Raw genomic sequence first — 14929 nt, forward strand, 5'->3', positions numbered from 1 at the left:
GGGATGACTTCAAGGAGGGAGGAACGTGAACGGGTCATGCGGGAAAAGAGAGGCCGGGGCAAGCAGATACGCTCGAAGCGGCCTGCTTGTTCCGAAAGGCTTGCACGGGGTTCTACCCGCTGGCAAAGGCCCCAGCATGACCGAGGAATCCAGCCAGACGCTATCAGCCGACGTGGGCGCCGCCGCGCTTGACAAGACCTTCGACCCCACCGGGATCGAGGCCAAATGGTATGCCCATTGGGAACAGGGCGGCCTGTTCCGCCCCGCGCGCCCCGATGCCGCGCCCTTCACCATCGTCAACCCGCCGCCCAACGTCACGGGCAGCCTGCATATCGGCCATGCGCTGGACAACACGCTGCAGGACATCGTGATCCGTTACGAGCGCCTGCGCGGCAAGGACGCCCTGTGGGTGGTGGGCACCGACCATGCGGGCATCGCCACGCAGATGGTGGTCGAGCGCCAGATGGAGGCCCGTCAGGACAAGCGCACCAACTACACCCGCGAGGCCTTCATCGCGAAGGTGTGGGAGTGGAAGGCTGAATCCGGCGGCACGATCACCGGCCAGCTGCGCCGTCTGGGCTGCTCGATGGACTGGTCGCGCGAGCAGTTCACCATGGACCCGCATTTCACCGGCGCGGTGGTGAAGGTCTTCGTGGACCTCTACAATCAGGGGCTGATCTATCGCGACAAGCGTCTGGTCAACTGGGACCCCAAGCTGAAGACCGCGATTTCCGACCTTGAGGTGGAAACGCAGGAAATTCAGGGCCATTTCTGGCACTTCCGCTATCCGCTGGCCGATGGCGTCACGCTGGCCGATGGCCGCGATCATATCGTGGTGGCCACCACCCGCCCCGAAACCATGCTGGCCGATATGGCTGTCGCAGTGAATGGCGAGGACCCGCGCTATCAGTCGGTGATCGGCAAGTATGTGAAGCTGCCGATCACGGGCCGTCTGGTGCCCATCGTGGCCGACGACCATGCCGACCCCGAGCTGGGCAGCGGCGCGGTGAAGATCACCCCGGGCCATGATTTCAACGACTTCGAGGTAGGCCGCCGCGCGGGGATTGCCGCTGGCGACATGCTCAACATGTTCGACGCCGACGCCAATGTGGTGCAGGTAACGGACGGGCTGATCCCTGCCGAATACCTCGGCCTGCACCGCTTCAAGCGCGATGGCGTGGATGGCGCGCGTGAGGCTGTCGTCGCCGCGATGAAGGCGCTGGGCCTGCTGGTGCAGCACCCCGGCAAGGCGGACGCCGAGGGCAATGTGCCCATGCTGGACGCCGAGGCCCGCACCATCCAGACGCCCTTTGGCGACCGTGGCGGCGTGGTGATCGAGCCCTGGCTGACCGATCAGTGGTATGTGAATGCCGCCGAGCTGGCCAAGGCCCCGATCGAAGCCGTGAAGACCGGCGCCATCGAGATCGTGCCCAAGAGCTGGGAAAAGACCTATTTCAACTGGATGGACAACATCCAGCCGTGGTGCGTCAGCCGCCAGCTGTGGTGGGGTCACCAGATCCCGGCGTGGTATGGCGACGATGGCCAGTGCTATGTCGCGGAAACCGAAGCGGCGGCTCAGGCCAAGGCTGGGCCCGGCGTGGTGCTGACGCGCGATTCCGACGTGCTCGACACATGGTTCTCCTCCGCCCTGTGGCCCTTCGCCACGCTGGGCTGGCCGGATCAGACGCCGGAGATGGTGGCGCGCCACTATCCCAACGATCTGCTGATCTCGGGCTTTGACATTCTGTTCTTCTGGTGCGCCCGCATGGCAATGCAGGGGATGCATTTCATGGGCGATGTCCCTTGGAAGCGCCTCTATCTGCATGGTCTGGTCCGCGCTTCGGACGGGCAGAAGATGTCCAAGTCCAAGGGCAATGTCGTCGATCCGCTGGGTCTGATCGACAAGTATGGCGCCGACGCTTTGCGCTTCTTCATGGCCGCGATGGAATCGCAGGGCCGCGATGTGAAGATGGATGAAAAGCGCGTCGAGGGTTATCGCAACTTCGCCACCAAGCTGTGGAATGCCGCGCGTTTCTGCCAGTCGAACGGCATCACCGGCAGCACGTCGGTGGCCGCTCCGGCTGCCACCTCGGCGGTGAACAAGTGGATCATCGGCGAGGTGGTCGAGACGCTGGCCGCTATCGACAAGGCAATGGAGGACATGCGTTTCGACGCCGCCGCCGCCGCCATCTACCGCCTGGTCTGGAACCAGTTCTGCGACTGGTATATCGAACTCATCAAGGGTCAGTTCGACGCGGAAACCAAGGCCGTGGCAGGCTGGGTGCTCGACCAGATTCTGGTCATGCTCCACCCCTTCATGCCCTTCGTGACCGAGGAGCTGTGGGAGAAGCTGGGCACGCGCGATGCGGCGCTGATCGTCTCGGCATGGCCCAAGCCCGAAGCCAGCGTGGATGCCGAGGCCCAGCGCGAGGTCGAATGGCTGATCGCGCTGATCGGCAATCTGCGCGGCGCCAAGGTGGAGCTGGGTCTGGCCCCCGGCGCGCGCCTCGAAGCCTATCTGCCCGAGCCGAGCGCCGCCACGCGCGGCATCATCGAGCGCAACCCCGGTGCCATCGACCGTCTGGCCCGCCTCTCTTCCATCCACTTCGCCCCCGCCCCTGCCGGCGCGGCGATGCAGGTGGGCGCGGGTGACGCCAGCCTGATCGTGCCGCTGGAAGGGCTGATCGACGTGGCCGCCGAAAAGGCGCGCCTCGCCAAGGCCATGGCCGTTTCGCAGAAGGAGCGGGATTCGCTCGACAAGCGCCTGTCGAACCCCGCCTTCGTGGAAAAGGCCAAGCCCGAGGCCATCGACAAGGCCCGCGCCGACCATGCCCATCACGCGGCAGAGGCCGAGCGTTTGGCGGCGGCGCTGGCGCGGCTGGGGTGATATGCTCGCGCTGGCTACGATAACTCCCGGGAAACCGGAGATTTTTGCCGCGTTGCAAGGTGAAGGGGCGTCCATCGGGCGCCCCTGCGTCTTCCTGCGCCTGTCGCGCTGCAATCTGGCCTGCCAGTGGTGCGACACCGCCTACACCTGGCATTTCGAGGGCGACAACCGCCCGCACAAGGACGGCATCGCCTTCTCCCGCACCGACAATCAGGTGACGTGGAGCGAGGAGGAAACCGCCAACCGCATCAAGGAATTGGGCGGCCATCTGCCTTTCCCGCGCCTGGTCATCACCGGCGGCGAGCCGCTGCTGCAAGGCCCGGCGCTGGTCAAGCTGCTGGCCCATCTGCCCGGCTGGCGCATCGAGATCGAGAGCAACGGCACCGTCGCGCCTTCCCCCAAGCTCGATCCGCTGATCGCCCAGTTCAACATCAGCCCGAAGCTGGCCCATTCCGGCAACCCCGCCGATCTGGCCCTGCCCCCCGCGCGGCTCGACGCATGGGCAGCGGAACCGCGCGCCTGGTTCAAATTCGTGGTCGCCACGCCCGATGATGTCGAGCAGGTGCGCGCGCTGGCCGCCGTTCACGCCATCCCTGCCGAGCGCATCTTCCTGATGGCCGAGGGCCGCGACAGCGCCACCTTACGCAGCCGCCAGATCTGGCTGGCCGACCTTTGCATGGAATTGGGATACAGCCTGACAGACCGGCTACACATCCATCTCTCAGGCGATACAAGGGGTACATGAGGGGCACATGAGCGACGCACTTGCCGATACAGCCCCGACCCCGCCGATGGCCCGCCTGCGCGGCGATCTGACGCAAGGGCCGATCCTGAAGACCCTGCTGGCCTTCTCGATCCCCACGCTGATCTCGAACCTGCTGCAGACGCTCAACGGCACGATCAACTCGATCTGGGTCGGGCGGCTGATCGGCAATTCGGCGCTGGCGGCCACGGCCAATGTCAACATCGTGATGTTCCTGACCATGGCCGCGGTCTTCGGCTTCGGCATGGCCACCACCGTGCGCGTCGGCCAGCATTTCGGCGCGCGGGACGTGCCCGCCGCCCGCGCCACCTTCGGCACCGGCGTGGGCTTCTGCCTGATCATCTCGGTCGTCGTGGGCCTGCTGGGCTGGCGCCTCTCCGGCCCGCTGCTCGACGCGCTGGGCACGCCGGGCGAAAGCCGCGGCGAGGCGCTGGACTACCTCACCGTCACCTTCCTGACGCTGCCGCTGGGCACGCTCTCGATCATGGTGGCGATGGGGCTGCGCGGCGTGGGCAATTCCAAACTGCCGCTCTATGCCATGATCCTCACCGTGGCGATCGACGTCGCCATGAACCCCCTGCTGATCCGCGGCATCGGCCCGATCCCGGCGCTGGGCATCACCGGCAGCGCGCTTTCCACCGCCACCGCCAACTTCGCGGGCTGTGTGGCCATGATCGGCTGGATCTATTGGAAAGACCTGCCGCTGCGCCTGCGCGGCGCCGAACTGGGCTGGCTCTGGCCCCGCCGCAACGAGCTGGCCTATGTCATCACCAAGGGCCTGCCCATGGGCGCGCAGATGCTGGTGGTCTCCTCCGCCGGCGTGGTGATGGTGCGGCTGGTCAACCATGAGGGCGCCGCCACCGCCGCCGCCTATGGCGCCGCCATGCAGCTGTGGAACTACCTCCAGATGCCCGCCTTCGCCATCGCCAGCGGGGTGAGCGCCATGGTCGCCCAGAACATCGGCGCCGGGCAGCACGAGCGGGTGAAAGACATCACCTGGCAGGGGCTGGTCTCCACCACGATCTTCACCATCTCCATGGCGACGCTGATGGTGGTTTTCGCCCGCGCGCCGCTGGTGCTGTTTCTGGGCAGCCACAGCCCCGCACTGCCCATCGCCAGCCATATGCAGGCCATCGTTACATGGTCCTACGCGCTGACGGGGATCATGATGATCCTCTCCGGAACGATGCGGGCCTATGGAGCGGTGATCACGCCGCTGGTGGTGATCTTTATCTCGCTCTACCCGGTGCGGCTGGGGTTCTATTACGCCGCCTATCACTGGATCGGATCGGAAGCGCTGTGGTGGGCTTATCCGGTGGGTTCGGCCGTGTCGGTGGCGCTGATGGTCGGGGCCTATATGCGGCCCGGTTGGCGGGAGAAGGTTTTGCTTCGGGGCAAGAAGTAAGGACAATGCGAGGGGGGAGTCTTTAGTTGGTCGCATCTCTCAAGAGAGATGCTCCGGGCCCTCGCGCTCCCGGAACCTCTTCCGACACATAGCGCAGTGGTATCCCAGCGGTGCGCAAACTTTCCACGGGCACAGAAAAGGCGCCGCAGGCAGAAATGCCCCGGCGCCTTGTCAGCGTTTGAAAGCCTGCGGCGCGGCAATCTGGGCGCAAGGCCGAACCCTAGCGCAAGGTAGACATTCAAGGGAGCGCGAGGGTTATGACCCTCGCATCTTCTCTTCTACCCCCTGAAAACCCTTATCGCCCCTGAGCCCGCCACCGCTGCACGGTTCGGGCAACCATTTCGTCCTCGCCCCCGGCCTGACGCCACAGCTCGCTGAACGAAGGATCGGACGAGGCCGGGCGCTTTTCCGGCTCCAGATCGTCGAAAGCGATGCGCATCGGCACGGAGACGCCCTCGCCCACCACGATACACTCGCGGTTGCGCAGGGCGGGGATCGAATCGAGGAAAGCCTTGCCGCCTTCGGGCATCGCCGCCTTCACAAAGGCCTGATCGCGATCATTGTTCAGACGCATGGAAATGATCGTGCCGACCTGCGACAGCACGCCCTCGGCCAGATCCGAAGGCCGCTGAGTCACCAGACCCAGCGCCACGCCATATTTACGCCCTTCCTTGGCGATGCGCGACAGGATGCGGCCCACCGAGCTGTCATCGGCATGCTTCTCGCTGGGGACGTAGCGGTGGGCTTCCTCGCACACCAGCAGGATCGGGTTGGTCTGCTCGCGGCGCGACCAGATGGCGAAATCGAACACCAGACGCGAGAGCAACGCCACCACGGTGGAGGTGATCTCCGAAGGCACGCCGGAGACATCGATGATCGAGATCGGGCGCCCGCGCGCGGGCAGGCGGAACATGCGGCCGATCACCTCGACCATCGTGTCGCCCACCAGCATGCCGGAGAAGAGGAACTGATAGCGCCGGTCACCCTTCAGCTCTTCGAGGCGCGCCTTGATGCGCATGTAGGGGGCGGTGTTGGTGGCCTTGTCCAGCTTGCCCATCTCGTTCTGGAGGATCGCGCCCAGATCGGAGAGCAGATAGGGAATCGGCGAATCCACCGTGATGCGGCCCACATCCTCGGCCAGACGGTTCTTCTGGCGGGCCTGCAGCACGCAGCGGGCGAGAATCTCGGCATCGATCTGCCGCATGTCACCCCGGCTGGAGAGGAGGATTTCGCAATGCTCCTCGAAATTCATCAGCCAGTAGGGGAGCTGCAGGTTGGAGACATCCAGCGTCATGCCCTCGTTGCGGAACGCGCTGGCATATTCGCCGTGCGGGTCGATCATCAGCACATGGCCCTGCGGGGCGCTCTGGCAGATGCGGTGGAGGATCAGGGCGAGGCTGGTCGATTTGCCCGTGCCGGTCGAGCCCAGCAGCGCGAAATGCTTGCCCAGCAGCGCATCGATGTAGAGGCTGCCACGAATGTCGCGGGTGGGGAAGACGGTGCCCACCTCAATGGCGTTGCGCCCGTCTCCGGCATAGACGGCCTGAAGATCGCGGGTGGTGGTCGGGTAAACGAAAGCGCCGGGCAGCGGATAGTTGGTGACGCCGCGGCGGAAGGAGGCGATCCCGCCATGCTCGGCATCGGCCATGCCTTCGCCGAGGAAATCGACGGTGGCCAGCACGCCCTCGCCCGCGCGGCGGCCCTGCTTCTGCTCGCGCACGCTGGCCAGCAGCCAGCGGTTGCCATGGCGGATGCGGATCTGGCTGCCGACCTGCCCGGACAGTGCAATCGCCGGATCGGTATCGCGCCCGCATTCGACCAGCCGGTCAAGGTCCAGCGCCACCACCGAGCCACCACCGGCGATCTCGATCAGCACGCCGATCGGCAGCACGGCATTGTCCTGCGGAATGCCCGTGGCGCCCGCGTTCATGGGAGACGAAGCCCCTTCGGCTTGCGCGCCTGCAAGGGTGAAAGCCTGATGATGGTTGGCCAGCATAAGCGGTGCCCGATCTTCTGCGCTGAATCCATATTGGGCACAGCCTTAGGCAGGCTTGGTTAATTTTAACCTAACGCCGGTTCGTAATTCGCAAAGGATATCCGCCTAGAGCCTTTTTGCAGATCGCGAACAGGCTCTATTTCTGATGCCGCCTTTTCCGTGCCGCTGACCGCAACCGGCCAGCTGGAACAGGCTTCAACGCCTGACGAACAGCCGCCCGGCCAGCCAGCCCATCAGCACCGAAAGGCCCACCGCCAACAGGCCATAGGCGAAGGCGCTGTGATGGGAAAAATCGGCGACGGCCTTTTCCATGCCCTCCTTGCGCACCTCCACGCGGGAGACGGCAGAGGCCAGCACGCGGCCCTGGCTGATGGCGAAGGTCTCGGCGGTGTAGGTGCCGGTCTGCACGCTGGAAGGCAGCGAGATGCGCGCCCGATAGAGCACCTGATCGGTGATCGTCACGCCATGCTCGTTCTGGCCATAGAGGCCGCGCCGCACCATCAGATCGGCGAGGCCCGAGGAAAAGCGCTTTTGCAGCGCCGGGTCCACCGCCCCGCCGCCCGGTGAAAGCTGCAGCGAATCGAGGCCCATCTCATAGATGGCGGCGGTGCGCTCATCGACGATCTTGCTGATGGGCCGCGTGGAAGCCATGGCATAGAAGCTGGGCACCGAGCGCAAGGTGGTGCTGTCGGCATTGACCCACATGCCCGCCACCTTGCGCTTTTCGCGCAGCACCATGGGGCTCGTCGGCCCTTCCAGCACCACCACGATATCGTAATCGCGGCCCGCGCGGTGGCCCTCGGGGGTCATGATCGCGCCATAGAGCAGCAGATCGGCGCCGGTGAAGCCCTGCCGCAACAGCACCTCATGCTGCGAAACATCGGGCACGAGGATGGGGCGCGGTGCGGGCGCCCTCGCCCCCGTCAGCGCGACCAATGCCGCCGCCAGCAGTCCGAAGCGCCGGATCACAGCCCCTTCCTCCCGCCACCCGCTCACAATGGCGTGACCGTGAAGATTTCGTCGGGATGCCAGGTCAGCCCCAGCGCCATGCGCGCCGCCACCGCCAGCACGATCAGCGCCAGCGCCAGCCGCAGCTTCACCGGAGAGGCCTTGGCGGCAAACAAAGTGCCCAATTGCGCCCCCGTCACCGATCCCAGCAGCAGCAGCGCGGCCAGCACCACATCCACCGCATGGGTGGTGAGCGCATGGATCATGGTGGTGGCCATGGTGACGAAGAGGATCTGGAACAGGCTGGTGCCCACCACCACCCCCGCGCTCATGCCCAGAATGTAGAGCATCGCGGGCACCAGCACGAAGCCGCCGCCGATGCCCATCAGCATGGTGAGGATGCCGGTGAAGATGCCCAGCAGCAGCGGCGCCAGCGGCGAAATATACAGGCCCGAGCGATAGAAGCGCCAGCGCAGCGGCAGTGTGGCCACCAGCGGGTGATGGCGGCGCTTGGCGGCCTCTCCGGCGGTGCCGCGCATGGTCTGGATGCTCTCCTTGGCCATCAACCCGCCGATCGAGCCCAGCATCACCACATAGAGGATGTTGATGACCGTATCGATCTGCCCCAGCTTCTGAAGCAGGTTGAACAGCGCCGATCCCAGTCCCGCGCCGATGATGCCGCCCGCCACCAGCACCCCGCCCATCTGATAATCCACCCCGCCGCGCTTGCCATGGGCGATCACGCCCGAGACGCTGGCGCCCGTCACCTGAGTCGCGGCGCTGGCGGCGGCCACCGTGGGCGGAATGCCGTAGAAGATCAGCAGCGGGGTGGTCAGAAAGCCGCCGCCCACGCCGAACATGCCCGAAAGCAGGCCGGTGAGCATCCCCAGCCCGACGATGACAAGTCCGTTGACCGAAAGATTGGCGATGGGAAGATAAACATCCATGAGTGCAGGCAAACTAGCGCCCCGGCGCCGCGCTGGAAAGGCCGGATCGGCGGATGGGGCCTTGATTGTGGCCCGGTGTCAGCCTTTGCCCCTCCGATCCCCCGCCAGAGGCTGAGGTGCAGGAGGCGGCACCACTCATCCCGTGCAGTTGTTTTTCCGCATGGGATCAGATCTTTGGTCCTTGCCGCATTGATTGAACCTGTTTTGCGAAGAATTTGGAAAAAACGTTCAGAAGCCCGCTGCCAATGTCAGGGCCGGGCCTGACCCCGGCATGGCCTGGCCTGCCACGCGAAAGCGCCAGTCGAGCGAGAGATGCGCTCCCGCACGCGCCGTGGCGAAAGCGACCGTTGCGCCCGGGCCCATGTCCAGCCGCCCTGCCCCTTGCTGTGCGCCGCCCCAGATCCCGCCACCCAGCCGGACCTCGCTACGGCCCTGGCGACCAGCGATATGCTCCAGCCGGAACTGGCCGTCGATGAAGGGCGTGGCGGCCACACCGCCGACATAGCCACCCTGCACATAGGTTTCGGCGCGCATGGCCAGCGGCAGCAGCACGGGCGGAAGCTGGGTGACCAGCGTGACAGCCGGGCGCAGATGGGTCCGCCCGCCGACAAAGCGGCTGATCCGCGCCTCTGCCATGGCGGAGAGCGGCAGGGCGGGGATGGGCCGCGCAGCAAGGCCCAGCGCCGCCTCACGCTCGCCCGTGCCGTTGAGGGCGCCATAGGCTCGCCCATAGACTTCGGGGCGGAACGGATTGGCAGGCGCCAGACGATAGCGCAGCACCGCCCCCAGCTGGTTGGCGCCATAGCTGGGCAGCAGCAGCGAACCGCCGGGCGCGCTGCCCCCGCCTTGCCTCACCAGCAGCCAGCCATCGGCGGACCAGCGCGGCAGCACCGGGCGATGAGCGGGCGCGGAGGGCGCTTCGAGCATCGGCGCAGCCCGAGGTGGCGTGAGTGCCGGAACCGCTCGTTCCGGATCAGCGCCTGCTCCCTTGGCCGGAAAGACAAGCGGCAGATTCGCCACGGCGGCCATCAGCATCAGCTCATGCGCGCCCTCTGCCATGGCGGCCAGCGGAACGGATGGCGGCGGTTTGACCAGAGGCCCGACAGGTAACAGGCTTTGGGCAGGCAACAGGTCACGGATGAGGGGCGGATGGCGAAGGGAGCCAGGCAAGGAGGAGGCCACCCTTCCCTCAAGATGAGGCGCGGCAGATGCCGCCAATGTCCGAAGCCGCGGTGACACAGGCGATCGCGCGATCAGCCCGGGCGCCTCCCCGAACTGCGTGCCCGCGCCGCCCCAAACGGTCACATTGCATGTCGCGGCCCGTGCCCCGACCCAGCCGAACACAATCGCCGCCAACACCCAGACCGGCTGCCCCTTGCGGCGCTGGCGATCCGGCAGGGCACTCACGCCGGCAAGCCTTCGGGCGATAGAGTTGCGGGCCGGGATGGCATCGCCGCACGCCTCATCCTTTGCGCCAGCACCGGATGGTCGAGATGCGGGGTCTTGTCCCACACCACCTTCTTGCCGCGCAGGGTCCGGCAATAGGCGACCAGAGCGCGCCGTCCGGCGATGATGGTGATGATGTTGGCCACCGGAATGCGCGCGACGGCGCGAAGGCCCTCCATCATGCCATATTCGCGCGCAGAAAAGCCGAAGCGCATCGCCATGCGCCACAGCAGCCCCAGAAAGCTGAGCCACACCAGATGATGCACCACAGGCGGCACCAGATCCCCATCGATCCAGTGCATCGCCCTCAAAGGCGCCATCGCCGCCTGAAGCAGCAGCAGCGCATAGGCAACGCTCAGCACCAGCGCCACGAGCGGCCCGCGCCGGTCACGCAGCGCCATCCACACATCGACCGGGCGCCCCATCCAGCCGAGGCGATCCCAGCTCTGCAGGGCGATGCCGTGAATCCAGCGCGTTTTCTGCCGCACCGCGCCCGCCACCGTATCGGGGAAATAGCTGCGGGTGGCGATCAGCTCGCCCGTTTCATCCCGCAGCCTCAGAAAACGCGCCTTGCCGCCCAGATGGCTGACCAGCATGCCAATCTCATAATCCTCGGTGAAGCATTCGGCCACGAAGGGCCCCCGCTCGCCCTGCTCGCGGCGGATGGCACCGATGCGCGAGAGCATCGCGCGGGCAAAGCCGCAGCCCACCCCGGCGGCAGGCAATGCCGCGCCCAGCGCATCGCGCACCGTCAGCACGCGGGTGTGGCTCTCGACAAATTCATCGGCGTAATGGCCGCCCACCCAATGCGGGCCAGGCGGCATTTCCGGGCGGACCGGCAATTGCACGAAATCCACGCTGGCCAGAGCCTCGCCGATCACCGCCAGTTCGCGGGGGTGGACCATATCCTCGGCATCATGCAGCACCACGCCGAGGAAGCGCTGGCCCAAACGCCGCTCATCATCGAGCAGAGCGGCATAAAGACGGTTGAGGCAATCGGCCTTGGTGGTGGGCCCGGGATGGCCGTTGATCACGATTCGCACGCGCGGGTCACCACGCGCCGCCGCCATCACCGCGGCAATTGTCGGCGCATCGTTGCAGTAACAGCCAACATAGATGCGCATCCTGTCCTGCGCCCACACGCCCAGCATATGGCCGATGGTGGCGCCGATCACCGCAGCCTCCTGCCACGCGGCGATGAAGACGGCGATCGGGGCATCGGACGGTGTCGGCAATGTATGGGTGGAGAGCAGCACCGGGCTTTCAAAGCAACCGCTGCGAAACCGCAGGCCAAACCACAGCAGATCGACCAGCATCTCATCCAGCATGCCGATCACGAACCAGAACAGCGCAAAGTACAGCAGCTCGCGCTCCAGCAGCTGGAGCCAGCAGAAGCCCTGAGAGAGCTGCATCGCACCGTCTGTTGAAACCATGCCGCCGAACACAAGTGCCCCCACTGTGAATCGCAACGATCTTCTACGGATCGATTTATGACGGCATAAGAATAAATTTCAAATATGAATAATCTTTAGGTTCCAGAATCTTATACAGTACATTTTGACTGCTGCGCCGGGCGGCATCTGATGTGCGCCCGGCGCCCTGTAACCTTACCAGCTGCCGGTGTTGGGCATCGAGGCCCAGGGCTCGGCAGGCTCAAGATGGCCGTCCTGAAGCAGCTCGATCGAAATGCCGTCGGGCGTCTTCACAAAGGCCATATGGCCATCGCGCGGAGGGCGGTTGATGGTCACGCCCGCATCGGCCAGCGTCTGGCAGGTGGCGTAAATATCGGCGACCTGAAAGGCCAGATGGCCGAAGTTGCGGCCGCCGCTGTAGCTCTCGGCGCTGCCATCCTCGGCGGGCCAGTTGTAGGTCAGCTCCACCTCGGCGTCCTGACCGGGGGCGGCCAGATAGATCAGGGTGAAACGTCCCTGCTCGCTGGAAAAACGGCGGGTTTCCTTCACGCCGATCAGCTCGAAAAAGCGGATGGTCGCCTCGGGATCGGTCACGCGGACCATGCTGTGCAGATATTTGGTCATTGGGGGGTCTCCACTGCGGGTAGCCGCCCTCCTAGCCCCGAAACACCCCCACAGGCCAGAGCTTTGCCACGCCAGGGCCCATCCGGCGCGCCCCTGATCCGCATCACCCCTCGCCACCTTGACCCCCAAAGGGCGGCTTCCTATGTGCGCAGGGGCTGCTCTATGATCAATGCCCTGCGATCCCTCCTGCGGCCCCGCGCCGCCGCGCCCCGGCCCTGCGTGCCGCCGGGCCAGAGGGTCTATGCCGTGGGCGATATCCATGGCCGCGCCGACCTCTTCGCCGCGCTGATCGAGGCCATCGAGGGTGACATCCGCCGCCGCGATGCCGCCGCCCCGCCCCGCCAGACCACCATCGTGCTGCTGGGCGACCTGATCGATCGCGGGCCCGACAGCCGGGGCGTGCTCGATCTGGCGATGCGCTGGGGCCAGCAGCGCCCCATGCATATCCTGCTGGGCAATCACGAGGAAATGCTGCTCGACGCCGCCGAGAATCTGGACGTGCTGCGCCATTTCCTGCGCTATGGCGGGCGCGAGACACTGCTCAGCTTCGACATTGACGAAGCCACCTATGAGGATGCCAGCTTCGAGGAGGTGCAGGCCCTGCTCCACGCCCATATCCCCCTCGCCACGCTGGATTATATCCGCGGCTTCCAGACCATGGTGCAGATCGGCGATTACGCTTTCGTCCATGCCGGCATCCGCCCCGGCGTGGCGCTGGACAGCCAGAGCCCCGGCGACCTGCGCTGGATACGCGAGCCCTTCCTCTCCAGCGCGCAGGACCATGGCGCGGTGGTCGTCCACGGCCACACGATCACCGAGGGCATCGAGCTGAAGCCCAACCGCGTCGGCCTCGACACCGGCGCCTATCAGTCGGGCCACCTCTCGGCCATCGGCCTTGAAGGCGAGGACCGCTGGCTGATCCAGACCGAAGAGAGCGACACAGGCATCCGCGTGGGCTTTCAGGCGCTGGCTTGATCTCCATGGCGGGCCATCTTAGGCGTAAGCATCAGTTTTCCGGAAAGCCCCCAAGCATGACCATCGCGCCCGCCGACCTGCCCTCCTCTCGCCACGGCAGGGGCTGACATCGCGATGCTCTCCACGCTGCTTTTCGCCGCTCTGCTGGCCGCCGGGCAGGCCGCCCCCGCTGCGCTGCCCCCCGCCAACGCCGCCATGGACGCCCCCGATTCCGAGCATCTGCTGGACCCGGAAGACTATCCGCAATTCGCCCTGATTCACGATCTTTCCGCCGCCAGCGTGGTGGAGGTTTTCGTCTCCCCGCAGGGCCGCGTGATCGACTGCAAGGCCGGCAAGAGCTGGGGCGACAACCAGCTCGCCGACGGTTTCTGTGACATCCTCAAATACAAGCACCAGCCCCCCGCCCATGACGAGCAAGGCAAACCCGCCTATGGCCTGGTGCGAGGCCTGGCCCGTCTGATCATCCCCGGCACCGGCGATGGCGACCGCATCCGCCCCATCGAAGCCCCCGCCGATGTCGAGATGCAGACGCCCCACCTGCCGGGCGGTCTGGACCGTACAGAGGTGCGCCTGCTGCTCTGGGTCTCGGCGGATGGTACGGTGCAGGATTGCCGCCCCGGCAAGGGCGAAGGGCAGCTCGATCTGATCGCCCCGGTCTGCGCCGCCGCGCGCAAGCTGTCACCCGGGCAGCATGTGGGCATCGAAGGCACCAGCGTGCCCTATGTGATGAGCGTGAAGGCGGCCTTGGTGGCTCAGGATGCGCGGCCTGTGTCGCATGAGCCGGATTTGGCGCCTTGATTTAAGGGCGTTGAAGAAAAGAGAGAATGCGAGGGTGTTACACCCTCGCGCTCCCTTTAATGTCAACGTTGTGTATCGGGTTCAGCCTCAGAGCAGCGTCGCTGCGCCGCAGGCTTTAAAATTCCAAGCTAACGTAAGGCGCCAGGGCTTTCTGCCTGCGGCGCCTTTTTGTTGTACAGGTGGAGAGGTTGGACGCCATGATCGGGTGCCACCGCCCTATCGCCGGGAGACGGTATGGGAGCGCGAGGGGGTAACCCCCTCGCATCTTCCTACTTTCAAACCTTAAAACTAAACGTCAGGCGGCCTATAAGCCGGGTTCTGTGGAGGCCCCTCGTATCCGTAAAGGACGCGGAGGCCAACGGCAGCCATTCCTCTTGGCGGCATGTTGCCATGCTGCTCCAGCAACCAACCCGGACGACTGGCGTGAAACCCGCCTGCTCGTAAAGAGCGCGCCGTCCCTATTCGGTCTTGCTCCGGGTGGGGTTTGCCGTGCCGCTTGTGTTACCACTCGCGCGGTGCGCTCTTACCGCACCGTTTCACCCTTACCTGCTTCCGAAGAAACGAGGCGGTCTCTTCTCTGTGGCACTGTCCCTCGACTTCGGGCCGAAGCCCTCGCCGGGCGGGCGTTACCCGCCACCCTGTTTCGTGGAGCCCGGACTTTCCTCGGCAGGCATTCACGCAAGCGCAAACCCTGACGCGGCTGCCCGGCCGCCTGACGCTGGCGCGAC

11 protein-coding genes and 1 other RNA gene are annotated in these 14929 nt (G+C 65.7%); 5 read left to right on the forward strand and 7 right to left on the reverse strand.

What is annotated here, in order from left to right; translation table 11 throughout:
- The first annotated feature begins 136 nt into the window (after positions 1-136).
- From HGK27_RS15045 to HGK27_RS15055, 3 genes are read left to right on the forward strand one after another with little or no spacing between them, the layout of a single operon-like run.
- Positions 137-2887, forward strand: coding sequence for a valine--tRNA ligase (locus HGK27_RS15045; protein WP_206241589.1), 2751 nt, complete (start codon positions 137-139; stop codon positions 2885-2887).
- A 1-nt stretch (position 2888) separates the two neighbouring features.
- A complete protein-coding gene (locus tag HGK27_RS15050) occupies positions 2889-3632 on the forward strand; it encodes a 7-carboxy-7-deazaguanine synthase QueE (RefSeq protein ID WP_206241590.1) in 744 nt (247 codons plus the stop codon).
- Between the two features lie 7 nt (positions 3633-3639).
- Positions 3640-5055, forward strand: a complete 1416-nt coding sequence (locus HGK27_RS15055; RefSeq protein WP_206241592.1) for an MATE family efflux transporter — start codon at positions 3640-3642, stop codon at positions 5053-5055.
- Positions 5056-5350: 295 nt separating this feature from the next.
- Here HGK27_RS15055 and HGK27_RS15060 read toward each other — a convergent pair whose 3' ends face one another.
- The 6 genes from HGK27_RS15060 to HGK27_RS15085 all read right to left on the reverse strand — a co-directional run bounded on the left by HGK27_RS15060 (position 5351) and on the right by HGK27_RS15085 (position 12428).
- On the reverse strand, positions 5351-6985 hold the full coding sequence (locus HGK27_RS15060; protein ID WP_206243249.1) for an ATP-binding protein: 1635 nt from the start codon (positions 6983-6985) through the stop codon (positions 5351-5353).
- Positions 6986-7246: 261 nt separating this feature from the next.
- Complete coding sequence (locus HGK27_RS15065; RefSeq protein ID WP_206241594.1) at positions 7247-8020, reverse strand: TIGR02186 family protein; 774 nt, start codon at positions 8018-8020, stop codon at positions 7247-7249.
- Between the two features lie 23 nt (positions 8021-8043).
- The gene (locus tag HGK27_RS15070) at positions 8044-8946 is read right to left on the reverse strand and encodes a sulfite exporter TauE/SafE family protein (RefSeq protein WP_206241596.1); all 903 of its coding nucleotides are present in this window, start codon (positions 8944-8946) and stop codon (positions 8044-8046) included.
- Positions 8947-9174: 228 nt separating this feature from the next.
- Positions 9175-10353 carry a hypothetical protein gene (locus tag HGK27_RS15075; protein ID WP_206241598.1) on the reverse strand — a complete coding sequence of 393 codons (1179 nt, stop codon included), beginning with the start codon at positions 10351-10353 and terminating at the stop codon, positions 9175-9177.
- A complete protein-coding gene (locus HGK27_RS15080; protein WP_206241601.1) occupies positions 10350-11804 on the reverse strand; it encodes a glycosyl transferase family protein in 1455 nt (484 codons plus the stop codon). The genes HGK27_RS15075 and HGK27_RS15080 overlap by 4 nt, the downstream gene beginning before the upstream one ends.
- Before the next feature lie 195 nt (positions 11805-11999).
- Positions 12000-12428 carry a VOC family protein gene (locus HGK27_RS15085; protein ID WP_206241603.1) on the reverse strand — a complete coding sequence of 143 codons (429 nt, stop codon included), beginning with the start codon at positions 12426-12428 and terminating at the stop codon, positions 12000-12002.
- A 162-nt stretch (positions 12429-12590) separates the two neighbouring features.
- On the opposite strand from HGK27_RS15085, the gene HGK27_RS15090 reads away from it, so the two are divergent.
- Together HGK27_RS15090 and HGK27_RS15095 are read left to right on the forward strand one after the other, a co-directional pair.
- Entirely contained in the window at positions 12591-13403 is an 813-nt protein-coding gene (locus HGK27_RS15090) for a metallophosphoesterase family protein (protein ID WP_206241605.1), read from the forward strand.
- A gap of 114 nt (positions 13404-13517) precedes the next feature.
- Positions 13518-14201, forward strand: a complete 684-nt coding sequence (locus tag HGK27_RS15095) for a hypothetical protein (protein WP_206241607.1) — start codon at positions 13518-13520, stop codon at positions 14199-14201.
- Positions 14202-14492: 291 nt separating this feature from the next.
- Here HGK27_RS15095 and rnpB read toward each other — a convergent pair.
- An RNA gene (rnpB, locus tag HGK27_RS15100) (RNase P RNA component class A) lies at positions 14493-14917 on the reverse strand.
- Positions 14918-14929: the final 12 nt, after the last annotated feature.

This window comes from Novosphingobium terrae, from assembly GCF_017163935.1.
In the GTDB taxonomy this organism is placed as follows: Bacteria; Pseudomonadota; Alphaproteobacteria; order Sphingomonadales; family Sphingomonadaceae; genus Novosphingobium; species Novosphingobium terrae.